Genomic DNA, 25175 nt, shown 5'->3' with positions numbered 1-25175 from the left:
CCCCCGCCTGTGCGAGCGTCGAAAGGGGGAGGCCTAGAAGCCCACCTTCACGCCGAAGTAGAAAGACCGGCCGATCGGATCGTACAACGCCGTGTCGGTGCCGTTCTGCGAGCTGGCGACGAACGGCAAGCCCTTGTCGAACAGGTTGTTCACGCCGGCGCGGAATTCGAATTTCTTGTTGACCTTGACCGAGCCGAACAGGTCCCACAGCGCATAAGCGGGCACGCCGACCGAGGCGGTGGCGGGGGTCAGCACCGAGCTGACGTCCCGCATCGCATTCTGGTAGCGCCAGCGCAGGCCCATACCGACGGTGTCCGAGCGATAGCCGAAGGTGGTCAGCGCCTTCCAGCGCGGCGTGGCGCGCGGCGGAACGGCACCGGTGCCCGCGCCGCCGTTGCTGACGCCCGTATAGTTCAGGAATGCCGAGCCTGGCAGTAACTGCACGCTATAATTGTGCAGATAGCCAATCGCGGAGTCGATATAGAGCTTGCCCGACTGGCCGAGGAACCCCGCCCGCACGCCCCAGTGGAACTGGAATTCGACGCCATCGGTCTTCAGCGCGCCGAGGTTGAGATAGGGCGTGGCAACTGTCGTCAGCTGACCGCTCGCATCGCGCTGGATCAGCCCGCAATAGAGATTGCTGCTCGAATAGGTCGGGTTGGAACCATCGAGGTTGAAGCACTTCGACAGCACGGTAAGGCCCGGCACGGTCGAGATCACGTTCTTGATGTTGATCTTGTAATAATCGACCGAGAACGAGAAATCCCCCAGCACCCCGCCGTTTCGCGGGGCGTTGAACACGATGCCGACATTGAAGGTGTCGGCGCGTTCCGGCGTCAGATTGCGATTGCCCGAGATCGTCTGGCCGGTTGCGGTGGTCGGGAAGGTGTAACTGCTGATCGCTGCTGCCGGTATACCTTGCGCGACGCACAATGTGGCGACTTGCGATCCATTGGCGCCGGTGCGGGCCGTCGAGCGGACGTCGCATGGGTCGCCGAGCGACCCCGGCGGCGTGCCTATCACGAGCTGCGTGCCCGATGATGGCGTGAACAATTCGCCGATATTGGGTGCCCGCACGGCGCGCTGATAGCTGCCGCGGAACAGTAGTGATTCAATAGGCCGCCAGCGGGCATCGCCTTCATAACTGGTCACCGTGCCGGACGAGGAATAATCCGACACGCGCACCGCGGCACCGACGCCCAGTTCGTGGAAGAACGGCTTGTCGGCGAACAGCGGAATATCGACCTGCGCCGCGGCCTCCTTCACCGAGATATTGCCGTGGGCCGGCGACGAGGCGATCACCGCTTCGATGCCCTGCGCCGCGAGGTCGCTGTCGGGGACGAAGGAATAGGTGTTGCGGCGATAGTCGGCGACGAAGGCGATCTGCGCCGGGCTGGCGCCGAGATCGAACAGCTTGCCGTTGATCTGGCCCTGAACCTGGGTCTGGGTCAGCTTCTCGGGCGAGAAAGCGTCCTTTGTGATATAGCTGACGCAGGCCTGTGAGAGGCCGCGCGCATTGGTGTCGCCGAACGGGTTGAAGCCACCGGCGCAGATCGAGGCGCCACCATCGGGCGCGTTGAGCAGCGTCTGCACCTTGCTCTTGAGGATCGCGTTGTGCAGCGTCTGGTTGTGGACGGATTCATCGTAGGAGGCGAAGGCGTCGAACGTCCAGCCCGGCGCGATGTCGCCCTTGAGGCCGGCCAGATATTGCTGGATCTGATAGCTCTCGTCCCATGCCTTGTACGGCACGCCGACATAACGGCCGTTCCAGGTGAACGCCGCGCCCGGCGTCGGGCGCGAGGCGAGGATCGTGCGCAGGTCGGCCGGGATGAACGGGTTGGTGATCGGGACAGTGGTGAGGGTGCCGAACTGCGTCAGGCTGTTGCCGCTCGCCGTATGGACGTTGAGATCGACATACATGAACTGGCCATAGGCGCTGAGGCCAGGCGTCAGGTCGTAATCAGCCTTGAGGAAGGCAGTCTTGCGCTTCATGCCGTTATAGAAATCGACCTGCTGGCCGACCGGCATGCGGACATTGCCGCCCACGATCAAATAGCCATTGGCATCGGTCGGGCCGCGATAGTTCAGCGCGCCGGTCTGGGTGAACAGCGTGCCGCCATTGTTGAAGCCGAGATTGAGCAGCGGATTGACCGTCGCCGTCACGCCATAGGTCGCGAACACTGACTGCACGACCGCTGCGTTCGGCGCGTTGGTCGCGCTCGGCACGAACGTCCCGTAACCGATGAACGAGGAGGGCGTCTTGTCGTGGAAGAAGTCGCGCGAACTGCCGTTGACCGGATCCTGCTTGGCATAGCTGAACGCGGCGACGACATGGCCGCGATCATCAGCAAAGTGCGTGCCGAAGGCGAGAGAGCCGTTGAACTTGAAGGCGTCGCCGCGCTCGCTGATCGAGTTCATCAGGTCGATCTTCACGCCCTCGATCGAGCGGACGGTCTTGAAGTTGACCACGCCCGACATGGCGTCCGAACCATAGACCGCCGAGGCGCCGCCGGTGATCACGTCGATGCCCGAGATGATCGCCTCGGGCAGGATGTTGATATCGACGTTACCGTTGATGTCCGACACCGGCAGGCGGCGGCCGTCGAGCAGCACGAGGTTGCGGTTGGTGCCGAGCCCGTGAAGGTTGATCGACGCGCGGCCGCCCGTGCCCTGGCCCCCGGTCGCGGCATTGCCGCCGGTGGTGAAGCTTGGGAACTGGTTGAGCGCATCCTGCAGGGTCGCGGTGCCGCTGTCCTTGATCGCCTGGTCACCGACAGTGACGATCGGGCTGACCGCTGTATTGTTGGGGCGCTGGATCAGCGAGCCGGTGACGACGATGTCCTTGCTCTGATCGCTGGCGTCGTCGGCTGCCGGCGCCTGCTGCGCCGCCGCTGCTGGGGTGTCCGGGGCGGGGACCGTGCTGGCGGCTGCGGCGCCGGGGACGGCCATGGCCGCTGCCAATGCGCCGGCGGCGATGGCCCATGTCGAGACTGACTGCACCAGGCTCTGGCGAGCACGGCTGTGAATGGTCATGATCTTTCTCCCCTCATATTGTCGTTGATCAGGTGACGGCATTTTGCCGTTCAGTTCTTGCGGCTATGATCGCCGATCTGCGCATCGATGAAGTCGACAGCCTCGCGCAGCGCGAGCTTGCTCGCGTCGCGCGTCGCCTCCGGCGTGGCGCCGATCCAGCTATGGTCGACGCCCGGAATGACGATCTTGCGCACCGGTACTCCGGCCGCACGCAGCGCTGCGTCGAACGCCTCGGTCTGCGCCTCGGGCACGGTGTGATCGTCGCTACCGTGCATCAGCAGAAACGGCGGATCGGTATGATCAATATAGGTGACCGGCGACGCGAAGGCGCGCTGCTGGTCCGTGCAGTCCCCGGCCGGGCAGCCGAGGAACAGATTGTCGGCGCTCGGCCCGGGCGGCGCGCCGGGGGGCGGGCTGGCGCGCCTGGCCAGGGCGGCGAAATCGTAGATGCCGAACCAGCCGACCACTGCCTGCACGCAATCCGAAGCAGTATCGCTGCCGGCCGCGGTCGACGGAACGGTCTCGACATTGGCGGTACCGGGGACGATCCGCGCGCCGGGCTCGAGCGCGGCGACGTTGCAACTGACCCCGGCCAGCGCTGCGAGATGTCCGCCGGCCGACTGGCCCCAGATCGCGGCACGCTTCGGGTCGATATTATAGGTCGTGGCGCGGGCGCGCAGCCAGCGGATGCCGGCCTTCACGTCCTGGATCGCGGCGGGAAAGGGTGCCTCGCGCGAGAAACGATAGGAGACGCTGGCGACGACATAGCCGCGCGCCGCGAGCGAGGCGAGGACCTTGGGCCAATCGATATAGGCAGCGCTGCGGCGCGGGCCGCCGGCCATCCAGCCGCCGCCATGGACATAGACGATGAGGGGACGCGGGCCGGCCGCGGCGAAGCTCTTCGGCGGCAGGAACAGGTCGAGCTTGAGCGGACGATAGCCCGGCAGCGTCTGATAGGGGATGTCGGGATAGCCGGTCACGCCATCAGGAAAGTCCACCTTCACGCCGGCAAATGAATCAGCCCCGACCGCCTGAACGCCGTCACCGATTTCCGTCGCATCGGCGATTTTCGCGCCCATGCTTTGCCCGGTTGGCGCGGCCATGGCCACCGCCGGGAAAAGTGCCATTGCCGCGAATGCGAAACGCCTCGTCATGCCTCTCCCTTTTTGCTGCGGCGGCTTGTCGTGGCCGCCGGGCAAGATCGGTCGGTGCCAATCTCGTCGTTGACATTTTGTGTACGAAATGGTTCGTACCGAGTCAATGGTGGTTGATGAGGCTCCTGCTTTCGCGCTTTGCGTGGCAGGATGGGCCCAGGGATTGGAGAGGATCCGACGTGGTTGAGGGGGTTGTTACTTCGGGGGACAAGGCGCGTCGCGCCGTGCCGGGTACGGTCCTCACCGGACTTATCGGCGTGGACATACAAAGCTCGCGCTCACCCGAGATGCATATGCGCGAAGCGGCCGCCCAGGGCATCGCGCTGCACTATGAACTGTTCGACCTCGCCGGCGAGGATCACGCGACCGCGGATCTCACGGCGACGCTCGATGCGGTGCAACGCGCCGGCTTTGCTGGGGTCAACATCACGCATCCGTTCAAACAACAGGTCATGGCGCTGCTCGACCGACTCAGCGACGAAGCGCGTGCGATCGGCGCGGTCAACACCGTGGTGTTCGGGGCCGAGGGTCGCGTCGGCTACAATACCGATTCATCCGGTTTCGCCGAAGGTTTCGAGCGTCAGCTCGCCGGCGCGGCCATTGACCGAGTGGTGCAGATCGGCGCCGGCGGGGCGGGCGCTGCGACCGCCATGGCGATGGTCAATCTCGGGTGCCGCGAACTGGTTATCATCGACCCGCAGGGTGACCGTGCTGACGATCTGGTCTCCCGCCTGCCCGGAACGATCGCCCGCGTCGGTCGCGATCTCGCGGCCGAGCTCGCCTCCGCGAGCGGCCTGATCAACGCCACGCCGATCGGGATGGAGGGGTATCCCGGCGCGCCGATCGACACCGCCCTGTTGCGGCCCGATCTCTGGGTTGCCGACGTGGTCTATTTCCCGCTGGAGACTGAATTGCTGCGCGCCGCGCGTGCGATCGGCTGCCGGACCGCGCATGGCGGGGATATGGCTGTGTTCCAGGCGGCGCGTGCCTTCGACCTGTTTACCGGCCATCGTGCCGATCGCGAACGCATGGCGGCGAACTTCTGAATTCACGCCCGACAGATACGCGACGAGGGTGCCGGACAAGAGCGCCTCATGCGAGAGGATGAGAAATGCCGGACACCAACATCATGACGGCGACCGGGCGGCCAAGCCGCGCGCGTTTCGGCATGCTCGGGCTGATCGCGACCGGCACCCTGGTCAATTATCTCGACCGCACCGTGCTCGGCATCGCGGCGCCTGCGCTGACGAAGGAGCTGGCGATCGACGCCGCGGTGATGGGCGTTGTGTTCTCGGCCTTTTCGTGGAGCTATGCCGCGTCGCAGGTGCCGGGCGGGCTGTTCCTCGATCGCTTCGGCACACGCGTCACCTATGCGCTGTCGGTTGGCTTCTGGTCGCTCTTCACCCTGCTCCATTCGCTGGCCGGCGGCCTCACCTCGCTGCTCGGACTTCGCCTCGCACTCGGCGTTTCGGAGGCGCCCTGCTTCCCGGCCAACAGCCGGGTCGTCGCGACCTGGTTTCCGCAATCCGAGCGGGCCTTCGCGACGGGCGTGTATACGGTGGGCGAATATATCGGGCTCGCGTTTCTCAGCCCGGCGATGTTCTGGCTGCTGGTGCATCATGGCTGGCGCTCGCTGTTCATCGTCTGCGGCGTGATCGGCTTCGCCTTCGCGCTGGTCTGGGTCGCAAAATATCGCGACCCGCCCGAGCACAAGGGCGTCAATGCGGCCGAGCTCGATCTGATCGCTGCCGGCGGTGGGCTGGTCGGCGGCGGCAAGACAGCGCGGATCGACTGGAGCAAGGCGAGCCGGCTGCTCAGCTTCCGCCAGATGTGGGGCATCTGCCTCGGCCAGTTCGCCGGCAATTCCACCCTGGTGTTCTTCCTCACCTGGTTCCCGACCTATCTCGCGACCGAGCGCCACATGGCGTTCCTCAAGATCGGTTTCTACGCGGTGCTGCCGTTTATCGCCGCCTCGGTCGGCGTGCTGTTCGGCGGCTGGTGGTCCGACACGATGCTGCGGCGGGGCAAGTCGGCCAATGTTGCGCGCAAGGCGCCGATCATCACCGGCCTGCTGCTCGCCTCGACCATCATCGCGGCCAATTTCGTCGAGTCGAACACGGCCGTGATCGCGATCCTGTCGCTGGCGTTCTTCGCGCAGGGGATGGCAGCGCTCGGCTGGACCCTGGTGTCCGACATCGCGCCCAAGGGAATGCTCGGCCTGACCGGTGGGGTGTTCAACCTCGCCGCCAATCTCGCCGGCATCGTCACGCCGCTGGTGATCGGCGCGATCGTGTCGGTGACTGGCTCGTTCTTCTACGCGCTTGCCTATGTCGGCAGCCTCGCGCTGATGGGGGCGCTTGCCTATATCTTCGTGCTCGGCGACGTGAAGCGGATCGAACTCTGATCTGGCTGGCGGCCTTGCTGGCGATGGCAACGCCGACCGCCTGTGAGCCGGGCGTGCGGCTCAACTATATCTGCGGCGTGGAACGGCCCGAGGATATCGTCGCGCTTCCCGGCACCCACCTGATCATCACCAGTGGTTTCGCGCCCGGCGCCGGTCTCAAGCTGGTCGATACCGAAAAGCACCGCGCGACCTCATGGTTCACCGGCACCCCCGACCAGATCGACCCCGACCGCGCGACCTATCCTTCCTGCCCCGGCCCGGTCGACCCGAAGCTGTTCAACGCACGCGGCCTCGCGCTGCGCCGCACCGGCGAAGGGCGCTGGTCGCTCCATGTCGTCAATCATGGCGGGCGCGAGTCGATCGAGATCTTCGACATCATTCTCGGCGGCGAAACGCCGCGGTTGGTGTGGCGCGGCTGCCGGATGATGCCGACAGGGCAGGTCGGCAATGCCGTCGCGACCTTCGCCGACGGCACCCTGCTGGTCACCGTGCTGACGCGCCCCGGCACGACCATCGGCGATTTCATGCTCGGCAAGCCGACCGGCGTGGTATGGCAATGGCGTGTCGGGGCTGACCGCTTCAGCGAGATCAGGGGCACTGAACTGCCCGGCAATAACGGGCTGGAGGTCGATCCCGACGAGCGCCATTTTTACGTCGTCGCGTTCGGCTGGCATGCTGTGGTGGTGTTCGACCGTCACCGGACGAAGTCCGTACGCACGATCGTGATGCCTGATTTCATGCCGGACAATGTCCACTGGACCGATGACCGCCTGGTCGCGGCCGGGATGCGGCTCGACGAGCCGGCGTGCGGCGGATTGCGCCGGGTGGTCAATGGCGAGGCCGACAAGATGCTGTGCCACCGCGGCTATGTGGCCGGAGCGATCGATCCGGTGAAAGGAACGGTGTCGACCCTGGCCTATGGCGAGCCCGAGGCGGGGTTCAACGGCGTGTCCACGGCGATTGTCGCGGGCGGTGCCTTGTGGCTGGGGTCCTACCAGGCCGATCGCCTGGCCTATCGGCCGCTGCCGAAGCGGGAATAGGAAAGTTCAAGCAGCCCTTATGGTCAGGGCGTTACCGCCGGCACGCCGCCAGCACGACCTCGACCACCTGCTCGCGTCGCCGGGCGACGGCCTCGGGCGAGGTCATGTCGCGGCGGAAGATCTCGGAAAAGGTATAGCGATTCGAGACATTGTAGAAGCACAGCGCGCTGATCGTCATGTGCAGGTCGATCGGGTCGAGCCCGTCGCGGAACACGCCCTCGTCGACGCCCTTGGCGATGATCTCGCCGAGCACGCGGATCACGCTTTCGTTGCGCCGTTTGATCCCCGCGACATCCTTGATGAATTCGCCGTGATGGATGTTCTCGTTCATCACCAGCCGGACGAATTCGGGATGCTGGTTATGATAGTCGAAGGTCAGCAGGACGTTGGCTTTGAGCGCTTCCTCGGCGCCCATCGTCTCGATCGGCACCGCCGTCTCGGTCTCGCGGATGCGGGTATAGGCCTGTTCGAGGACCGCGCGGTACAGCCCTTCCTTGCTGCCGAAATGGTAATAGATCATGCGCTTGCTGGTGTTGGTGCGCTCGGCGATCTCGTCGATCCGCGCGCCGCTCAGCCCCTTGTCGGCGAACTCCTGGCGCGCGACATCGAGGATGTTGGCCTTGGTCGCTTCCGAATCCGCGGCGCGGGTGGCGCGAGGTTCCTGCGATGTGGTGGCGTTGGTCAAAAATCAGGTATCCCGGGGCTGCGGCACAGGCCTAATGCGATCCGACGATGCGATCAACCGGCGCTCAGTCGCGCGGCGACCCCGGCCTTGGCGGCAGCGGCTGGCGCACCATCGGATGCGCGGCCAGCCAGTCGAGCCGGCGCACGTCGAGCGGGCGCACCGCGATGCCGTCACCGAACCATGTCTCGCTTTCCCGGCTTGGCGACCAGGCGGGCCAGTCGGCGCCCGGGTCGCCGTCGCGGGCGAAGGCGATGAGGTGGTCCATCATCGTTGCCGAGAGCTGACGGTCGTATGGTGTCCAGTCGCGCGTGCGGCGCCGGCTGTTGTAGACGTCGAGCGTGCCCAGCCAATAGGGCACGTCACCGGTGTGGTAGGCGCCGACGGTCGCTGGGTCCTGATCGGCGAAACGCATGCCCGGCGCGTAAGGGTGCCTGCGCGCGAACTGGTCGATATAGGCTGGCTGCCCGATACTCGCCTGGTCGCGAGCGCATTGCCGCGATGCCAACTCGAAGCCGGCGAGATGGGCGACATTGCGCGCCATCGCCTGCGCCCCGGCATCGTCTTTCGCGGGGAACAGGCGGAGGAACGCGGCGGCGTCGGCGCCGAAGGCGGTGCGGGCGGCGTCGCGATACTGGTCGAGCGTCGCGACATGGCCGAACGGGCTTATCGGAATGTCGATATCGTCGGTGTTGGAACTGGCGATGACCGGTACGCGATTGACCTGGCCGGCGGCGAGCAGCGCCGGCTTCTGGCCGGCTAGGACGAGTCCGTCGACGATCGGGCCGCCGATGCGGATGCCGGCGACGTTGGCGCCGAGCTGGCTCTCGCTCTGGATCGCGAGGATACGGTCGGCGGGGATGTTGCGCAGCGCGGCGAGCGAGTCCTCCTTGAGGCGGTGCTGCACGGCGAGGCCGGTCGCCTCGGCCTCGGCCAGGGTCGGCATGGCGTCGTGATAGTTGCACCAGCTGGTCATCGTCGCGCTGCGGAACAGGCCCTTCGCCTCGGGCGAGAAGATCAGCGACGCGACCGACAGTGCGCCGGCCGACTGGCCGATGATCGTCACCTTGTCCGGGTCGCCGCCGAATGCCGCGATGTTCGCCCTGACCCAGCGTAGTGCGGTGATCTGGTCCATCAGCCCGTAATTGCCGGAATGGCCGCCCTGCTCGCGGGTCAGCTCGGGATGCGCCATGAAGCCGAACGCGCCGACGCGGTAGTTGAAATTGACGAACACCGCGCCGCGCCGCGCCACCGCCGCGCCGCCATAATTGGGCATACCCGACGAACCGATGGTGAAGCCGCCGCCATAAATGAACACCACCACAGGCAGCCCGGCGGCGGGCTTTGCCGACGGCGTCCAGATGTTGAGGGTGAGGCAGTCCTCGGACGTCGCCTCCTCGCCGAAATAATGATTGATGTCGTGCGGGCGCAGCACCTGGATGCATTCCGGTCCGGTGCGGTCGGCATTGCGCACGCCCTGCCACGCGACCGGGCGCGGCGCTGCCCAGCGCAGCGCGCCGACCGGTGGCGCGGCATAGGGGATGCCGAGATAGGCGCGTACCTCGCCATCGATCCGCGTGCCGGCGATCGCGCCGGAGGTGGTGGCGACCGGATCCGAGGGGATCGGCTGCATCGCCGCGACGCGCGGTATATCGTCCGGGCTATCGTTCGCGGTGACGCGCGCCGGCATCAGGGACGCCGCGAGGAGCGATGCCGTCAGCACCGTCGTGATCCGTTTCATGCATCCTCCTTCGGCGCCGCAATGAGGCTCTTGTCGACTCCCGTCCGAATACGCAATATGTGTACGAAATGGTTCGTGCAGGTCAAGCGCGACAGGAGACGATGATGGAAGGACTGGCCACAAGGCGGATGTTCTTCGGCGCGATGGCGGCGGCGGCCGCGGTGCCGCTGGTGCTGAGCAGCGAAGCGCTCGCCGCGCCCTTGCCGGATGGCGTGACGCCGGGGGTCGAATTCGCCTTTTCGGCGCACGTCCTGCTGGAGCCGACCCGCGACGTCGGCCGTACGCCCTACGGCATCCGTCGCCGCATTCCGATCATCGGCGGCACCTTCGAGGGACCGCGCATCCGTGGCCGCGTCGTGCCCGGCGGGGCCGACTGGCAGCTGCAGCGCGCCGACGATTACACGCTGATCGAGGCCGACTACATGATCGAGGCCGAAGATGGCACGCAGATCCATGTCCGCAATCGCGGGCTGACCAACAGCCGGGTCAAGGGAGCGACGGCGCGCTATGCGCGCACCATGCCCGAGTTCGAGGCGCCGGCCGGGCCGCATGCGTGGCTCAACCAGTCGGTCTTCGTCGGCAGCCTGCAGGGTGTGACGGGCGGCCCGCCCGCGGTCTTGGTCCATGTCTTCCGACTCGCCTGAAGGAAAGCCGATGCGCACGTCGATCGCCACCGTCTCTGTCAGCGGCACGCTCGAGCAGAAGCTGACCGCGATCGCCGCCGCGGGTTACGACGCGGTCGAGATTTTCGAGCCCGATTTGCTGTCCTGCGCGGCCTCGCCGCGCGAGATTGCGCGGCAGATCGCCGATCTCGGCCTGACCTGCGCGCTCTACCAGCCGTTCCGCGATTTCGAGGGCATGCCCGGCGACCTGCGCCAGCGTGCCTTCGACCGGATCGAGCGCAAATTCGACGTGATGGCCGAGCTCGGCACGAACCGCATCCTGCTGTGCTCGAACTGCTCGCCGCACGCGCGGGGCGAGCGGGATCGCATCGTCGACGACTTCGGCGCGCTCGGCGAGCGCGCCGCGGCGCGCGGCGTGCTGATCGGTTACGAGGCGCTGGCCTGGGGCCGGCACGTCTATGACCACCGCCAGGCCTGGGACATCGTCAAGGCGGTCGATCACCCGGCGATCGGCATTCTGCTCGACAGCTTCCATTCGCTGTCGCGCGACATTCCCAATGCCAGCCTGGCCGAGATCGACCCGGCCAAGATCGTCTTCGTCCAGCTTGCCGACGCGCCGCGGCTGTCGATGGACCTGCTGTTCTGGAGCCGCCACTTCCGTTGCATGCCGGGGCAGGGCGATCTGCCGGTGGCCGGGTTCGTCGCCGAGCTGCTCAAGCTCGGCTATGAGGGGCCGCTGTCGCTGGAAATCTTCAACGACCGCTTCCGCGCCGGATCGACCGCGTTGGTGGCGCAGGACGGGTTGCGCTCGCTGGTCGCGGTGCGCGACCAGGCCGAGCGGCTGATCGGCCAGCGCCCCGCGCTGCCCGCGCCCGCCGCGATCGGCGGGATCGAGTTCATCGAATTCGCCGCCTCGGACGAGGAGGCGGCGCGGCTGGAGCCGATGCTTGCCGGCATGGGCTTCGCCAAGGTCGGGCGGCACCGCAGCAAGCAGGTCGATCGCTGGTCGCAAGGGTCGATCAACCTGGTGGTCAACCGCGAGCAGCGCGGCTTCGCGCATTCCTACGACATCGTCCATGGCGCGGCGATCTGCGCGCTGGGCCTGACCGTGCCGAGCCCCGATGCGACGCTGCGCCGCGCCCGGGCGCTCGACATCCAGCGCTTCGACGACGGCGCGCGCGATTCCGCCGTGATGCCGGCGCTGCGCGGCGTCGGCGGCAGCCTGGTCTATCTGATGGAAGGCGCCGCCGTCGATCGCATCTGGGCGAGCGAATTCCGCGCGCTGAGCGGCGAGGGCGACGATGCCGGGCTCGGCCGCATCGACCATGTCGCCGCCTCGGTCGACGTCGACGAGTTCCTGTCATGGCAGCTCTACTGGACCGCGCTGTTCGACGTGGCGAAGCAGGCCGAGCTCGATATTCCCGACCCGGCCGGGCTGGTGCAGAGCCGGGCGATCGAAAGCGCGGACGGCGCGTTCCGCGTGACGATGAACGCGTCGGGCGGGCGCGGCACGCTGTCGTCGCGCTTCATCGGCAATGTGTTCGGCGCGGGGTTCCAGCACATCGCCTTCACCACCGGCGACATCTTCGCCACCGCGCGCGCGCTGGAGGAGGGCGGCGTCGCACTGCTGCCGATCCCGGCCAATTACTATGACGACCTGGTCGCGCGCTTCGGCATCGCGGAGGATGCGGTCGCCGAGATGCGCGCGCACAACATCCTGTTCGACCGCGACGAGGCGGGCAACGAATATTGGCAGATCTACACCCGCGCCTTCGAAAAACGTTTCTTCTTCGAGATCGTCGAACGGCGCGGCGCCTATCCCGGCTACGGCGCCGCGAACGCACCAATCCGGCTTGGCGCGCAGAGCCGCTTTCGCGCCGAAGGCCAATGAGCCGAAGCGCGGAAATTGGCGCCGCATCGCCGAAGTCGAGCGGGTGACGAGTACGAATATCCCGAAATCACCCGAAAGCGAGCGGTCGAGCGGTACGCAGCTCTTGGACGCCCGGGCGACCACACGCCCCGGCCATTTGTGCCCGAATTGTGCCCTTGAACGAAAATCGAAGGGGAGGTAGGGTCTGAAAATCGGCAGATTTCTGCCGTTTTCGCCGTTCGGATTGGTGATCGATTGTTTGCTTTGGAGACCGACGCTCTAACCAACTGAGCTACACCCCTGTGCGGTCCGCGCATCTAGCGCGGCGGGTCGAATGGGGCAAGAGCGAACCCGCTGCGTCACGCTCGGGGATTATTTAGATCACTGAAGTACAAGAATAAATTGCCGCAATCCGAACTTTGTCGCCGCCGGTCGCGGGCGGCTTCGGAGATACGGCCATTGCGCACAGGCTTAAGGACCGAATATTGCCGACCTGACGTCTAGAATATCCTGGAGATGGTTCACCGGATCGCCGGCGGTGACGCCGCCTTCGACGGGCATCACGATCCCCGTAATCTGCCGCGCCCGATCGCTGGCCAGGAACAGGGCGGCTTCCGCGACATCCTCCGGCAGGCCGCGGCGCTTAAGCGGCTGGTTGGAGAGGTAGATCGCATCGATCGCTTGCTCGAGCCGTCGCGCGGTGTCCGCACCAGCCCCGGCTTCCTCGAAGGAACTGAGCTGCGTCCGGATATGGCCGGGGACCAGGCAATTCACGCGGATCCCGTATTGCGCGAGGTCGATCGCCGCTGACTTGCTGAAATGGATGAGTGCTGCCTTTGACGCGCGATAGGTGATCATCGCCTGACCGGCGAGCAGCCCGGCAATCGAGGCATTATTGACGATCGCGCCGCCATCGCCCTGCGCCCGCATCCGTCGAGCGGCAGCCTGGGTTCCGACCATCGGGCCGAACAGATTCACGCCAATCACCTGATCGAAATCGTCGAGCGGATCGTCGAGGAAATGCGGGTGGGCGGCACAGGCGATCCCGGCATTGTTGAACATCACATCCAGCCGGCCAAAATCCGCCACCGCGCGATCGATCAGCGCCTCAACCTGCTCGCGTTGCGAGACGTCGGTGCGCTGATACAGCGCGGCATTGCCGATGCTGTCGGCAAGCCCCTCGCCGGCCGCATCATTGAGATCGGCGATCAGGACCCTGGCGCCTTCCCTGGCGAAAAGCTGCACCGTCGCCCTGCCGATGCCGCCAGCGCCACCGGTGACGATCGCGACCTTGCCTTCGAGTTCACCGGCCACCGGTCAATCCCTCTTGTCGAACGTGACCGGCAATCGTTCCATCGTCCGGGTGGCGACGGTCGGCAGGTAACGGATGTCGTCCGGATCGATCGCAAGCTGGAAATTGTCGAGCCGCCGGACGAGTTCGCGGGCGGCGACCTTGATCTCCATCCGCGCCAGCGCGAGGCCGACACAGCGATGGACGCCGCCGCCGAACGACAGGTGCCGGCCGATATTCTTGCGGTCGATGTCGAAATCGCGCGGGCAGGGAAACACGTCCGGCTGGTCGTTCGCGGAGGCGTAGAGGAGCAACAGGTGCGCGCCCGCGGGGAGAAGCTTGCCGCCGAGTTCGACCTTCCGGGTGGTCATGCGCGACAAAGCGCGCACCGGCGGCTCGATCCGCAGCAATTCCTCGACGAAGCGGTTGAGCAGCCGGTCGTCCTCGACTGAATCCTTGAGCAGTTGCGCGGTCTCGGGCTCGGTGCACAAGATGTAGACGAGATTGCCGAGCGCGGTCGCCGTCGTCTCGTTTCCGGCGACGAGCAGCGCGCGGATCAGCGACACCGCTTCCTCGAACGTCAGTACCGAACCTTCGCCATCGCCCTCCTTCGCGTGGACGATGTCGGAGATCATGTCCTCGCGTGGCTCTGCCTGCCGCTCCTTCATCTTGGCGATGAGATATTGCTGGAGATCGCAGATCTGCCGCGCGTGCTCGAGCATCTCGGCGCGGTCCTGCATGCGCCCGATCTGGGCGGTGACGGCGGTCGACCAGCGCTGGATCCTGCTCTTCATCTCCCAGTCGAGGCCGAGCTGTTCGCAGATGATGCGGATCGTCAGCGGGACAGCGAAATCATTGACTGCGTCCATCGCGCCCTTGTCGGCGATCGCATCGATCAGCTCCGCCACGACCTTCTCGATCCGGGGTTCGAGCTCCTTCACCCGGTGGCCGGTAAAGGCGTTCTCCATCAGCTTGCGGACACGGGTGTGATAGGGCGGATCGGACATGATCGCGTCGGGGAAATAGCCACCCCCATCGCGCTCAAGGATCTGCCGGAACTCCTCGGCGAAGCCCTTGGCCTGCTGCGTGTGATAGCCCTTGTTGACCGAGAAGGTGATCGGGTCCTTCTGGATCGTCTGGATGTCCTCGTATCGGGAGACGAGGTACATATCGAGCTGCGCGTCATAATGGACCGGGTCGAGCTTGCGCATCGCCGTGTAGAAACGCCGCGGCGCCGCGTGCACCACCGGATCGAGCAAGGTCGCGTCAGCGATCAGGCGCTTTTCCTCGGCGGTCGCGGGGCAGCCGCTTTCGCTTGTCACGTCATCCGCTGCCGATGCCATCGTTCATTCCTCTCGTGTCGTCGCCAGCATAGTGGGAAATGCAGCTGGACGCAGCCATGACCGCGATCGATCCAAGCCTTGTCCGCAGCGGCAAAGGCGGGTTTCAATATCCCGGGTCGGGCGCGACGGTCAGTTCAATGCCGTCGAGGTCGCTGCTGACCGAGATCTGGCAGGACAGGCGGCTGTTGGGCTGGCGGACGTCGTCGACCATATCGAGCAAAGCTTCCTCGACATCATCGGGCGGCCCGACCTTTTCCATCCAGCCGTCGCCCACATAGACGTGGCAGGTCGCGCAGGAGCACGCGCCGCCGCAATCGGCCAGGATACCCTCGACATCGTGCGCCTTGGCGACCTGCATCATCGACATGCCGGGCTCCGCATCCTCGATGACTCGCGTCTGTCCGTTCACATCGATGAAGGTGACGGTGATTCCCGGCATGTCCCACTCGCAATCGCTTCTGATGGTCAGCCTCATGCCCCAGCTGCGCCCGGGCGGAAAGAACCGGGCTGGCCGGGCAAATTGACCGGGGCGGCACCCGCCGCCAGCGCCGTCAGGGATTACCTGCCCTGCGGTGTCAGTCATTTCTGCCCGGAGAGCGGCATCGTAGAATTTGGCCAATCTTGGACAATCGGCCCGGCGAGAGGGCCGGTGCGACCGGAAGGATGCGCGTTGCGATGGCCACCATATTGATCAGGAACGCCCGTATCTTCGACGGGACCGGGGCCGAACCCTTTGCCGGGGACTTGCTGATCGAAGGCAATCGCATCGCGTCGGTGTCCCGCCCGGGTGACGGTAACGCGGACAGGATCATCGATGCGGGCGGCCGCTTCCTCATGCCGGGCATGACCGAGGGCCATGCGCATCTCTCTTTCGAGAACGTCACTGCGACCGAGGACCTGATCACGCCTTCGCCCGAGGAGCAGGTCTTCGCCGCGGCACGGGGTGCGAAGGCGCTGATCGATGCCGGATTCACCAGCGCCTATGGCGCGTCGGAGGCCAAGACCCGGCTTGCGGTGGCAGTCCGCAAGGAAGTCGAGGCCGGGCGCCTGCCTGGGCCCCGCATCCGGGCGGGATCGATGGAAATCAGCGTCACCGGCGGGATGGGGGACGAGAGCAAGGAGCATAACCCGCGGAAAGGCCCCTCGATCATCGTCGACGGGCCGGAAGAGATGCGCAAGGCAGTGCGCTTCTCCTGCCGGGAAGGATGCGACAACATCAAGCTCGATGTCTCGGGCGATCCTTTCTACCCGAACACGCCGGGCCACACGACGCCGATGAGCTTCGAGGAAATCCGGATGGCGGTCGATACCGCGCATGCCTATGGCCGCAAGGTCAACGCGCATTCGCGGTCGATCGAAGGATCGAAGCGGTGTGTGAGGGCCGGTGTCGACGGCCTGTTCCACTGCGAATATTCGGACGAGGAGCTTCTCGACCTGTTCGAGGAAGCGAGGGACCGACTGTTCGTCGCGCCGACCGTCGGGCTGTTCCATCAGATCATCAAAGGTGAGGCCTCGGGGCATGGCCTGACCCCCGAAATCGGCGGCTATATGGGCATCCCGCAGCTGCTCGAGGAATCGGTGAAGACCCATGTGGCGCTGCGGAAGCGCGGGGTGCGCCATCTGATCGGGGGCGATTACGGATTCGGCTGGAGTCCCCAGGGCACCCAGGCGCGCGATATCGCCTTTTTCATCGACTATTATGGCTATTCGCCTGCCGAAGCCCTTGTGTGCGCGACCAAGAACGGTGGCCTTGCGATGCGAGACCAGGGCGATCTCGGGACGCTTGAAAAGGGCATGCTTGCCGATCTCGTCCTCGTCGACGGCGACCCGATGGCCGATCCGGCCATCTTCCTCGACACCGGCAAGCTCCTCCTGATCATGAAGGACGGACAGCTGCACAAGAACATCGTGCCGGAGGCGGCGACGCAGCACTCCGAGCCCAGCCGCGAAGCGATCCCGGCCTGACAATCCCCTTTTCCCAAGCGGAGTCGAATCCATGAACGTCGAAACCGGTACGATCGAGCCTGGCGAGGCGCGCTGCCCAGCCGACAGCGCGCAGGACATCATCGCCCGCGACAAGGTCGCGGCACCCGGATGGGTGCGGTCCGAAAGCTATGCCTTTCTCGGCGACGAAGATGTGGATTCACGGCGCTACACCGACCCCGATTATGCCCGGGAGGAATTTCGCAGGCTCTGGACGCGCACCTGGCAATTTGCCTGCCGCGAGGAGCATATCCCCAATATCGGCGACTATTATGTCTACGACATCGGGCCCTACAGCTTCATCGTCACGCGGGTCGAAGAGAATGAGATCCGCGCCTATTTCAACGCCTGCCTGCACCGCGGCACCAAGCTGCGTCCCTCGGGCACCGAAGGGTCGACAAGCGATTTTCAATGCCCGTTCCATGGCTGGACCTGGAATCTCGATGGGACCAGCAAGAGCATTACCTGCCCTTGGGATTTCCCGCATGTCGATCCCGACAAGCTGACTCTGCCGGAAGCCCGGGTCGAATTGCTGGGCGGCTTTGTGTGGATCAACATGGACCCGGCCGCCCCGAGCCTTGCGGATTATCTCGGCGAGGAGGCGCTGGCGCATATCAAGGCATGGAAGCTGGAGGACCGCTACACCCATCTGCATGTCCAGAAGAGCTTTCCGGCCAACTGGAAGCTGACGGTCGAAGCTTTCCAGGAAGCCTATCACGTGATCATCACGCACCCGCAGGTGGCGCCCTCCAACGCCGACGCCAATACCCAGTACGACATCTATGGCGAGCATGTGAATCGCTTCATTTCGCCGCTCGGCGTATGCAGTCCGCATCTCGCGGGCCAGTATAGCGAGCAGGATATCCTCGATCAGTTTACCGTCGGCGATGGGACGATGCTGAGCAGCGATCGCCCGACGGTGGGGGACAATACCGCCCGCCAGGCGATGGCCGACATGTTCCGAGGCGTGTTCGAGCAGACGACCAACAGCGATCTCAGCGCGGTGTCAGACAGCGAGATCCTCGACTGCTTCTCCTACACGATCTTTCCCAACACCTATCTCTTTCCGGGTATCTCGCTGCCGATGGTGTATCGCTTCCGTCCCGACCCGAAGGACTATCGCCGGTGCATCTTCGAAGTGATGTTCATGCGGCCTGTGCCGAGGGACGGCCCGCGGCCCGAGCCGGCCGAGGTCCAGATCCTGTCGGACGAACAATCCTTCAGCGACGCCGAGGGCATGGATCCGGGGTTCGGCCATATCCTCGACCAGGATACCGACAATCTCCACGCGCAGCAGGAAGGCCTGGAAGCCAGCGCCAAGAGCGGCATCACGCTTGGAAATTACCAGGAGATCCGGATCCGCCATTTCGAGCGCGCGGTCGACAAATATATGGCGATGGAGCCTTTCCGCCCGAACGCCGCCGATACGCGACGCTGAACGGCGCTGGGATGATCAACCTTGCCGGCAGGACGGCATTGATCGCCGGGGCTTCTTCGGGCCTGGGCGCCGGGTTCGCGCGGGTGCTGGCGAGGGCAGGGGGGAGAGTTGTGCTGGGCGCGCGGCGGATCGAACGCGTGGAGGCGCTTGAGCGCGAACTCGCCGACGCGGGCGCCGAGGCGCTTGCAGTGTCGTTGGACGTGACTGAGGAGGCTTCGGTGATCGCAGCCTATGATCGGGCCGAAGCGCGGTTCGGCATTGTCGATACCGTCGTCGCCAATGCCGGGATCGCAGCCGGGGGGCGGTCGACCGCGGTGCCGGCTTCCGATATTCGTCGCGTGATCGACACCAATCTGGTCGGCGCCTATCTGGTCGCGCGCGAAGGTGCGCGTCGCCTGATCGCGAGCGGCAGCCGGGATCGGGAGGATGGGCGGATCATCCTGATCGGATCGGTTACGGCCGGGCAGGTGCATACCGGCGACGCGGCTTATGCCGCGAGCAAGGCGGGTATCGCCCATCTCGGCCGGCAGTTCGCGCGCGAATGGATCCGGCAGGGGATCAATGTGAACACGATCCAGCCAGGCTGGATCCACACCGAGATCAACGACGCATGGTATCGCTCCGATGCGAGTCGCGGCGCGATTGCGGGACTGCCACGACGGCGCATGCAGGAGGCGGACTCGCTCGACGCGATGCTCGTCTATCTGGCCTCGGATTGCTCGAAGGCAGTCACCGGTGCTGTATTCACCATCGATGACGGTCAGTCGTTATGACGGCACTTGTCGGGCTGACGATCGTCGAGACGGCGGAGCGGGTCGTCGGCGAATATGCGGCGCGGCTGCTCGCGGATTTCGGTGCCGAAGTGATCAAGGTCGAGCCGCCGGGTGGCTCGCCCACAAGGGCAATGGGGCCCCATGTGAATGGCGAGAGCGTGCCCTTCGCGTATCTCAACACCAACAAGAAATCGGTCATGCTCGACCTCGACGCCGAGGCCGGCCGCGCGCGCCTCGGCGCCCTGCTCGCGCGGGCCGATGCATGGATCGACGACCATGACGAGGACTGGCGCGCGGGCCACGCGCTAGCCCCGGAGGCGGTGGCGAAGGCGCATCCGGCGCTGGTCCACTGCGCGATCACGCCGTTCGGGCAGGGCGCTCCCGAGGACAGGCGCAGGGCCTATCCGATCAACGTCATCAACGCGGGCGGGTGGGGATATCATACTCCGAGCGAGACCGCGTCTGACAAGCCGCCGCTCAAGGGCGCCGGACGGTTCCTGCCCGATTATGAGGCGGGACTCGACGCAGCAATGGCGGTCGCAGCCTCGCTCTGGCGCAAGCGGCAGACGGGCGCGGGCCAGTTCATCGACATGTCGGAGGTCGAGACCCAATTGTCGCGCGCCGATGTCGTGCTTGGTCGTATCCTTGCGGGCGACGACGAACCGAGCCTGTCGCGGACCCGCTACGACATGGGCGGGCCGGCGACGTCCTTCGACTGCGCTGACGGGCATGTCTATCTGATCATGACGACCCGGGCGCACTGGAACGGGTTGCGCACATTGATGGGCGATCCCGACTGGGCTCGGCAGTTCCCGGAGGATTGGCTCGAATTCCACTGCACGCCCGAACGGGTGAAGGCGTTTCGCGATCAGTTCCGGCCCTGGATCGTGCAGCAGGACAAGGTGCGGGTGTCCGACGAGGCGCAGAAGCTCAACGTGCCGATCGTCCCGGTCAACACCGCCGCCGACCTGTGCGTCAATGCGCAATATCGTCACCGCGGCTATTTCCAGCCGCTCGAACATCCACTGCTCGGCAAGGCCGATTATCCCACTGTTCCGTATCGGATGAGCGGCTCGCCGGCACGGCTGACCCGGCCCGCCCCAGTGCTCGGCGAGCATGCCGACGAGGTGCTGGTGTGAGTTTCCGGAACCGTGGCGGCCCGCTCGCCGGGATCAGGGTGATCGAGATCGCCAAGGTCTGGGCCGGGCCCTATGCGGGCAAGATGCTGGCCATGCTCGGCGCCGAGGTGATCAAGGTGGAGAGCATGGGCGCCCTTGACGAGATGCGCGCCTATGGCGGCGTCGATATCGAGCACGCGCCCTATTTCCTCAGCCACAACACCGAGATCCTCAGCGTCCGCGTCGATATGAAGACCGATGCCGGCATGGCCAGGCTGCGCGAGATGATCGCCTGCGCCGACATCGTCATCGACAATATCCGCCCCGGGGCGATGGAGCGGTCGAATCTCGGCTATGCCGATTTGAAGACGATCCGGCCCGACATCATCCATGTCTCGATCAAGATGTACGGGAATGACGGGCCGCTCGGCTATCAGACCGGCTATGCCCCCTGTTTCGCGGCGATCGGCGGGCTCACCTATCTCGTCGGCCATGAGGGCGAGGTGCCGAAGGGCATGAACATCCGCTACGGCGATTCGACCGTTGGCGCCGCAGCGGCCTTCGCCGCGATCGCCGCTTTGCATCACCGCGAAAGCACCGGTGAGGGGCAGTTTGTCGACGTGTCAGCGGTCGAGGCTCTTTCCAGCCTGGTCGGCGATAGCCTGTTCACGTTCAACCTGACCGGGGATATTCCCCGGGCGGACGGCAATTTTCATCCGGAACTCGCCCCGCACGGCGCCTATCCCTGCCGGGAGGGGGGCTGGCTCAGCATCGCCTGCGGCAGTGACGACGAATGGCGTGCGCTGACGGGCGTGCTGGGCGTGGATCAGCTTGCCGACGATCAGCGCTTTGCCAGCCGGGATCTGCGAGTTGCGAACCGGAATGCTCTCGACAGGCAATTGGACAAGCTGACCGCGGCGCACGAGACTGACGCGCTGGGCGCAGCGCTCCGCGCTGCCGGGGTTGCCGCCTATCCCAGCGCCAGCACGCTCGCCCTCGCGGCCGACGATCTGTTCTGGGAACGCCAGGTCTATCGGATGGTCGAAAACGGCAATGGCGATACGCGCCCGGTCGTCGGCGCGCCGTGGCGGATGACGCCGGACGAGGCAGCGATCGAGCGCGGTGCGCCGCTGCTCGGCGAGCATAATGATTATGTCTATCGCGCTTTGCTGGGGCTTTCGCCGGAGGAGATCGACCGGCTGGTTGCGCTCAAGGCAATCGACTAGCGCGCGGTCGGCGGGCGCTTTTCCCTGTTCCGACCGCAATATCAGGGAAAATATTCTTTTTTGCGCGCTCAGCCCGGTTTCTGGTCGCTATTTTCTGCAATATTGCAAAGGCTTATGTTCGGTTTCCCTGTTACCTAAAACAGGGAAAACCCGTATCGAGAACAGGGAAACCTAATTTCGAGAACAGGGAAACCTGTTTCGAGAACAGGGAAAAATCCGTCGAGAACAGCGAATTCAGCCTCTGTTGCGGGCACGTCAAAGGCGCACGCCTGTCGTCGCCTGTCCAGTCATGAGAAAAAGCAGAGCCGGATCCCCCAGGATCCAGTTCGGCCCGGTTCTGCAACGATCTGCACTCGAGTTGAATCGAGATTCGAAAATTATTGGGCCAGCCTGAACCGTGAATTGACCATCTTCGTCGTCGACCAGCCGCCATCGACGGCGATCACCTGGCCGTTGATGAATTCGCCCTTGTCGGAGCACAGGAACACGACCGCGTTGGCGACATCATCCACCGTGCAATCGCGATAAAAGGGCGTCAGGCCCTGGTTGACGAGCTGGAAGGCGGGATAGTCCCACGCAGCCTCGGTCATCGGCGTCTTGACCACGGTCGGCGCGACGACATTGGCGCGGATGCCCTGCTCGCCATATTGCGCGGCGATGGTCTGGGTCAGGCCGGTGAGCCCCGATTTGACCATGCAATACGCGCCGCCATCGAGCCCGCCCATGATGCCGAAGGTCGAGCCGATCGTGCAGATCGCCGAGCCCCGGCCCATATGCGGAATGACCTCGCGGCACAGGCGAAAAGGCGCGCGCATCGAGATGGCGAGCACGTCGTCGAGCATCGCATCGGGGGTCGCATGGACTGGCGCCCAATGGCCTGAGCCGGCATTGTTGACGAGATAGTTCAGCCGGCCATGCTTCCCGAGGGTGAAATCGACGATTGCCCCGGGCGCATCGTCCGCCGTGACGTCGGCGACCACGTAGGAGAAATCCACGCTGTCGCCGAGCCGGGCCTGAAGCTCCTTCAGCTTCTCCGCGTTGCGGCCGGTGCCGATCACCGCCACGCCCTCTTCGCCGAACTTGCGGACGATGCCTTCGCCGATGCCGCCCGCCGCGCCGGTGACGATTGCTACCCTGGTCTCGCTCACGATCGTCAGTTCCTCATTCTGCGGCCGCGCGCGCATTGCCGGAGCGCACCGCGATGTCATTCGCGGCGACATAGCCGAAGGTCAGCGCCGGTCCGATCGTGCCGCCCGCACCGGGATAGACCGAGCCGAACGGATTGCCCGAGCAATTGCCCGCCGCGTAGAGGTTCGGGATCGGTTTGCCGGCCTGATCGAGCACGCGCGCCCGCGCATCGGCACGCAGGCCGCCCTTGGTTCCGAGATCGCCATTGTTGATCGGCACAGCATAGAAAGGCGCCTTCGCGATCGGGCCGAGGCAGGGATTGGGTTTGACGGTCGCGTCGCCGAAGAACTGGTCATAGATATTGCCGCCGCGCCCGAATTCCGGATCGACGCCGGTCCTCGCATAGTCGTTCATCTTCGCCACGGTCCGTTTCAGCGCATCGACCGGCACCTTGATCTTCGCGGCGAGCGCGTCGAGCGTGTCCGCGCGGAAAAGATAATGATCCCACCAGTCCGAGGGGATCTTCCGGTCAGGTGTGACGATCGACGGCATCAGCCCGCCGGCGCTGAACTTGTCCCGGAAGGTCGCGTCGAACACCAGCCAGCACGGCATGTTCGCCCCGGTTTTCAGCTGATCGTCGACCATTGCCTGGCCGAAGCTGTCATAGCCGGTCGCCTCGTCGACGAAGCGAACGCCGTTGCGATTGACGCAGACGCTGTGCGGCCGGCCGACATCAAAGGCCGCCTGGTGAATCTCGTGGAAGTTGGACGCGCCGGGCATGGGCAGAGTCATGGTCGGGATCCACCAGCCCTGCTCGGTGAACTCAGTCGAGGCGCCGAGCTTCTCGGCGGCGATCAAGGCCTCGCCGCGATTGGCGTCCTCAGGAGTCGAGGAGTGGCGGGTGAGTCCCGGCACCGGATAGAAACGATCGCGCAACGCCTGGTTCCACTCGAACCCGCCCGCCGCCAGCACCACGCCGTGCCGGGCGCCGATCTCATATGCGCGGCCGTAATTACTGACCTCGACACCAGTCACGCTCCCCGTGCTGTCGGTGCGGAGAGTCTCGAGTTTGGTGTCCATCCGAAGCTCGACGCCGCGATCGAACAGCTGCTTGTAGATCTGTCCCATCAGCGCCGCGCCCTGGGTGAAGCGCCGATCGCGATGGCTGAGTTTGCGGGTGCCGCGATCGAGCCAGTAGCGGCGAAGGATATTGACCACCGTTTTCCGCCAGCCCTTCGACCGCGCCATCAGCGCGAAGGTCTCGGTCAAATCCATCGCGTAGCGGCCGAACAGCTTGAAGCGGTTATATTGCTCGCGCATCAGCGGATAGCGATCATCGCCGAGTTGCCGCCCGTCAAAGGTCGGGCAGATGATCGAACGGTCGGCACGCGCGCCCGGCTTGTCGGGAAAATAATCGGGCCAGTTGGCGGCGATAACCTGCACGCCGGTGCTGCTCAGATAGCGCAGCATCCGCGGCGCCTCGTCGACATAGGCTTCGAGCCGGTCGCGCTGCTTGACGTCCTTGCAGAGCGAATCGAGATAGTCGAGCGCCTGCTCGCGGCTGTCGCCTTCATTGTTGAGATTGTGGTTGGGGATCCACATTACCCCGCCCGACGTCGCCGAGGTGCCGCCGAATTTATGCGCCTTTTCGACAATCAGGACCGACAGCCCCTGGTCCCGCGCGCGGAGCGCGGCCATTGCCCCGGCAGCGCCGGAGCCGATCACCACGACATCGAAGATTTCGGTTTCGCTCATCTCCGCCCTTCAGAAACGCGGCACGGCGGCGAGGTGCGAATCCGGCGGAAACACGAAATATTCGATGAAATGGCCGGTATCCTCGCGCGCGTCGAAATAGGCATAAGTGCCACCCATTGTGTCGCTGGCGATCGGCATCGCCCATTTCGCCTTCGCTTCGGTGACGTGCAGATCGAAGCTGGAACGCTCGGAAAAATGGCGGCCGAGATGGTGGAAGCGCTTGGCATAACCGCTGGCCGGCAGCCCGGTGCGATAGACGGCGTCATCGCCCGACAGCGGCTGAATGATCTCGAACTGGAGGTCGTTCTTGTAGGCGAGCGCGAAGTGGCATGCCGCCGTTCGATCCGCGCCGGTATCGAATTCGGCGTCAGGCATTTCCATCCAGCCGCCGATATCGTGCTGCACGGAAAGCTCCTGCATCGCGCGGCGCCAGTCAGTCGTGACATAGGCGAATTGATAATAGTCCTGGCTCGCCATCGCGGCCGCTCTCCCCAAGCGTTTCTCTTTTCCCGGCCTGACTATCGGCAGCGGCCATCACAATCGGAATGACCCCATGGGCATGGCGACTTGCAC

20 protein-coding genes are annotated in these 25175 nt (G+C 65.1%); 10 read left to right on the top strand and 10 right to left on the bottom strand.

Annotated features, from left to right (window positions below; translation table 11 throughout):
* Window positions 1-33: 33 nt before the first annotated feature.
* Window positions 34-3033: a TonB-dependent receptor domain-containing protein gene (locus ABD050_RS06420; protein WP_343888421.1), complete on the bottom strand. Its 3000-nt coding sequence runs from the start codon at window positions 3031-3033 to the stop codon at window positions 34-36.
* Window positions 3034-3083: 50 nt separating this feature from the next.
* The gene (locus ABD050_RS06415) at window positions 3084-4187 is read right to left on the bottom strand and encodes an alpha/beta fold hydrolase (protein WP_343888420.1); all 1104 of its coding nucleotides are present in this window, start codon (window positions 4185-4187) and stop codon (window positions 3084-3086) included.
* 179 nt (window positions 4188-4366) lie between these two features.
* Between ABD050_RS06415 and ABD050_RS06410 the strand changes: the two genes are divergently transcribed.
* From ABD050_RS06410 to ABD050_RS06400, 3 genes are all read left to right on the top strand, one after another.
* A complete protein-coding gene (locus ABD050_RS06410) occupies window positions 4367-5233 on the top strand; it encodes a shikimate dehydrogenase (RefSeq protein WP_343888419.1) in 867 nt (288 codons plus the stop codon).
* Window positions 5234-5298: 65 nt separating this feature from the next.
* Window positions 5299-6591 (top strand): MFS transporter, encoded by a 1293-nt coding sequence (locus ABD050_RS06405; protein WP_343888418.1) that lies wholly within the window; start codon window positions 5299-5301, stop codon window positions 6589-6591.
* A gap of 23 nt (window positions 6592-6614) precedes the next feature.
* Entirely contained in the window at window positions 6615-7631 is a 1017-nt protein-coding gene (locus ABD050_RS06400) for a hypothetical protein (protein ID WP_343888417.1), read from the top strand.
* Between the two features lie 31 nt (window positions 7632-7662).
* On the opposite strand, the gene ABD050_RS06395 is transcribed toward ABD050_RS06400, so the two are convergent.
* Both ABD050_RS06395 and ABD050_RS06390 read right to left on the bottom strand, forming a co-directional pair.
* Window positions 7663-8316: a TetR family transcriptional regulator gene (locus ABD050_RS06395; RefSeq protein WP_343888416.1), complete on the bottom strand. Its 654-nt coding sequence runs from the start codon at window positions 8314-8316 to the stop codon at window positions 7663-7665.
* Window positions 8317-8380: 64 nt separating this feature from the next.
* The gene (locus tag ABD050_RS06390; RefSeq protein ID WP_343888415.1) at window positions 8381-10054 is read right to left on the bottom strand and encodes a carboxylesterase/lipase family protein; all 1674 of its coding nucleotides are present in this window, start codon (window positions 10052-10054) and stop codon (window positions 8381-8383) included.
* A 104-nt stretch (window positions 10055-10158) separates the two neighbouring features.
* Here ABD050_RS06390 and ABD050_RS06385 point away from each other — a divergent pair, with 104 nt between their 5' ends.
* Complete coding sequence (locus ABD050_RS06385) at window positions 10159-10698, top strand: DUF3237 domain-containing protein (protein ID WP_343888414.1); 540 nt, start codon at window positions 10159-10161, stop codon at window positions 10696-10698.
* A gap of 10 nt (window positions 10699-10708) precedes the next feature.
* On the top strand, window positions 10709-12568 hold the full coding sequence (locus tag ABD050_RS06380; protein WP_343888413.1) for a bifunctional sugar phosphate isomerase/epimerase/4-hydroxyphenylpyruvate dioxygenase family protein: 1860 nt from the start codon (window positions 10709-10711) through the stop codon (window positions 12566-12568).
* Between the two features lie 450 nt (window positions 12569-13018).
* Here ABD050_RS06380 and ABD050_RS06375 read toward each other — a convergent pair whose 3' ends face one another.
* The 3 genes from ABD050_RS06375 to ABD050_RS06365 form a co-directional block, all read right to left on the bottom strand.
* Window positions 13019-13861 (bottom strand): SDR family NAD(P)-dependent oxidoreductase, encoded by an 843-nt coding sequence (locus tag ABD050_RS06375; RefSeq protein WP_343888412.1) that lies wholly within the window; start codon window positions 13859-13861, stop codon window positions 13019-13021.
* A 3-nt stretch (window positions 13862-13864) separates the two neighbouring features.
* Complete coding sequence (locus tag ABD050_RS06370; protein ID WP_343888411.1) at window positions 13865-15181, bottom strand: cytochrome P450; 1317 nt, start codon at window positions 15179-15181, stop codon at window positions 13865-13867.
* Between the two features lie 103 nt (window positions 15182-15284).
* Window positions 15285-15764, bottom strand: coding sequence for a 2Fe-2S iron-sulfur cluster-binding protein (locus tag ABD050_RS06365; RefSeq protein ID WP_343888410.1), 480 nt, complete (start codon window positions 15762-15764; stop codon window positions 15285-15287).
* A 92-nt stretch (window positions 15765-15856) separates the two neighbouring features.
* On the opposite strand from ABD050_RS06365, the gene ABD050_RS06360 reads away from it, so the two are divergent.
* From ABD050_RS06360 to ABD050_RS06340, 5 genes are read left to right on the top strand one after another with little or no spacing between them, the layout of a single operon-like run.
* Window positions 15857-17146, top strand: coding sequence for a metal-dependent hydrolase family protein (locus ABD050_RS06360; protein ID WP_343888409.1), 1290 nt, complete (start codon window positions 15857-15859; stop codon window positions 17144-17146).
* Between the two features lie 31 nt (window positions 17147-17177).
* The gene (locus tag ABD050_RS06355; protein ID WP_343888408.1) at window positions 17178-18602 is read left to right on the top strand and encodes an aromatic ring-hydroxylating oxygenase subunit alpha; all 1425 of its coding nucleotides are present in this window, start codon (window positions 17178-17180) and stop codon (window positions 18600-18602) included.
* 11 nt (window positions 18603-18613) lie between these two features.
* Window positions 18614-19375, top strand: a complete 762-nt coding sequence (locus ABD050_RS06350; RefSeq protein WP_343888407.1) for an SDR family NAD(P)-dependent oxidoreductase — start codon at window positions 18614-18616, stop codon at window positions 19373-19375.
* Window positions 19372-20514: a CaiB/BaiF CoA transferase family protein gene (locus ABD050_RS06345; protein WP_343888406.1), complete on the top strand. Its 1143-nt coding sequence runs from the start codon at window positions 19372-19374 to the stop codon at window positions 20512-20514. Before ABD050_RS06350 ends, ABD050_RS06345 begins: the two co-directional genes overlap by 4 nt.
* The gene (locus tag ABD050_RS06340) at window positions 20511-21719 is read left to right on the top strand and encodes a CaiB/BaiF CoA transferase family protein (protein WP_343888405.1); all 1209 of its coding nucleotides are present in this window, start codon (window positions 20511-20513) and stop codon (window positions 21717-21719) included. The genes ABD050_RS06345 and ABD050_RS06340 overlap by 4 nt, the downstream gene beginning before the upstream one ends.
* A 377-nt stretch (window positions 21720-22096) precedes the next feature.
* Here the strand turns inward: ABD050_RS06340 and ABD050_RS06335 are convergent, their stop codons facing one another.
* The 3 genes from ABD050_RS06335 to ABD050_RS06325 are packed head-to-tail and all read right to left on the bottom strand — an operon-like array spanning window position 22097 to window position 25079.
* Window positions 22097-22903 carry an SDR family NAD(P)-dependent oxidoreductase gene (locus tag ABD050_RS06335; RefSeq protein ID WP_343888404.1) on the bottom strand — a complete coding sequence of 269 codons (807 nt, stop codon included), beginning with the start codon at window positions 22901-22903 and terminating at the stop codon, window positions 22097-22099.
* Complete coding sequence (locus ABD050_RS06330; RefSeq protein WP_343888403.1) at window positions 22881-24602, bottom strand: FAD-dependent oxidoreductase; 1722 nt, start codon at window positions 24600-24602, stop codon at window positions 22881-22883. The genes ABD050_RS06335 and ABD050_RS06330 overlap by 23 nt, the downstream gene beginning before the upstream one ends.
* A 9-nt stretch (window positions 24603-24611) precedes the next feature.
* Window positions 24612-25079: a hypothetical protein gene (locus tag ABD050_RS06325; RefSeq protein WP_343888402.1), complete on the bottom strand. Its 468-nt coding sequence runs from the start codon at window positions 25077-25079 to the stop codon at window positions 24612-24614.
* Window positions 25080-25175 lie beyond the last annotated feature (96 nt).

It is taken from the genome of Sphingomonas oligophenolica (genome assembly GCF_039522915.1).
Lineage (GTDB): Bacteria > Pseudomonadota > Alphaproteobacteria > Sphingomonadales > Sphingomonadaceae > Sphingomonas > Sphingomonas oligophenolica.
The sequence above is the reverse complement of the archived record's forward strand: the minus strand, read 5'-3'. Positions and strand labels throughout refer to the sequence as shown.

What these genes read in the sequence shown, in the direction of transcription:
- ABD050_RS06400 (WP_343888417.1), top strand. Translation starts at nt 6,615, where the DNA reads ATGGCAACGCCGACCGCCTGTGAGCCGGGCGTGCGGCTCAACTATATC.
- ABD050_RS06385 (WP_343888414.1), top strand. Translation starts at nt 10,159, where the DNA reads ATGGAAGGACTGGCCACAAGGCGGATGTTCTTCGGCGCGATGGCGGCG.
- ABD050_RS06390 (WP_343888415.1), bottom strand. Translation starts at nt 10,054, where the DNA reads ATGAAACGGATCACGACGGTGCTGACGGCATCGCTCCTCGCGGCGTCC.
- ABD050_RS06420 (WP_343888421.1), bottom strand. Translation starts at nt 3,033, where the DNA reads ATGACCATTCACAGCCGTGCTCGCCAGAGCCTGGTGCAGTCAGTCTCG.
- ABD050_RS06330 (WP_343888403.1), bottom strand. Translation starts at nt 24,602, where the DNA reads ATGAGCGAAACCGAAATCTTCGATGTCGTGGTGATCGGCTCCGGCGCT.
- ABD050_RS06325 (WP_343888402.1), bottom strand. Translation starts at nt 25,079, where the DNA reads ATGGCGAGCCAGGACTATTATCAATTCGCCTATGTCACGACTGACTGG.
- ABD050_RS06350 (WP_343888407.1), top strand. Translation starts at nt 18,614, where the DNA reads ATGATCAACCTTGCCGGCAGGACGGCATTGATCGCCGGGGCTTCTTCG.
- ABD050_RS06355 (WP_343888408.1), top strand. Translation starts at nt 17,178, where the DNA reads ATGAACGTCGAAACCGGTACGATCGAGCCTGGCGAGGCGCGCTGCCCA.
- ABD050_RS06335 (WP_343888404.1), bottom strand. Translation starts at nt 22,903, where the DNA reads ATGCGCGCGCGGCCGCAGAATGAGGAACTGACGATCGTGAGCGAGACC.
- ABD050_RS06365 (WP_343888410.1), bottom strand. Translation starts at nt 15,764, where the DNA reads ATGACTGACACCGCAGGGCAGGTAATCCCTGACGGCGCTGGCGGCGGG.
- ABD050_RS06345 (WP_343888406.1), top strand. Translation starts at nt 19,372, where the DNA reads ATGACGGCACTTGTCGGGCTGACGATCGTCGAGACGGCGGAGCGGGTC.
- ABD050_RS06360 (WP_343888409.1), top strand. Translation starts at nt 15,857, where the DNA reads ATGGCCACCATATTGATCAGGAACGCCCGTATCTTCGACGGGACCGGG.
- ABD050_RS06415 (WP_343888420.1), bottom strand. Translation starts at nt 4,187, where the DNA reads ATGACGAGGCGTTTCGCATTCGCGGCAATGGCACTTTTCCCGGCGGTG.
- ABD050_RS06370 (WP_343888411.1), bottom strand. Translation starts at nt 15,181, where the DNA reads ATGGCATCGGCAGCGGATGACGTGACAAGCGAAAGCGGCTGCCCCGCG.
- ABD050_RS06380 (WP_343888413.1), top strand. Translation starts at nt 10,709, where the DNA reads ATGCGCACGTCGATCGCCACCGTCTCTGTCAGCGGCACGCTCGAGCAG.
- ABD050_RS06405 (WP_343888418.1), top strand. Translation starts at nt 5,299, where the DNA reads ATGCCGGACACCAACATCATGACGGCGACCGGGCGGCCAAGCCGCGCG.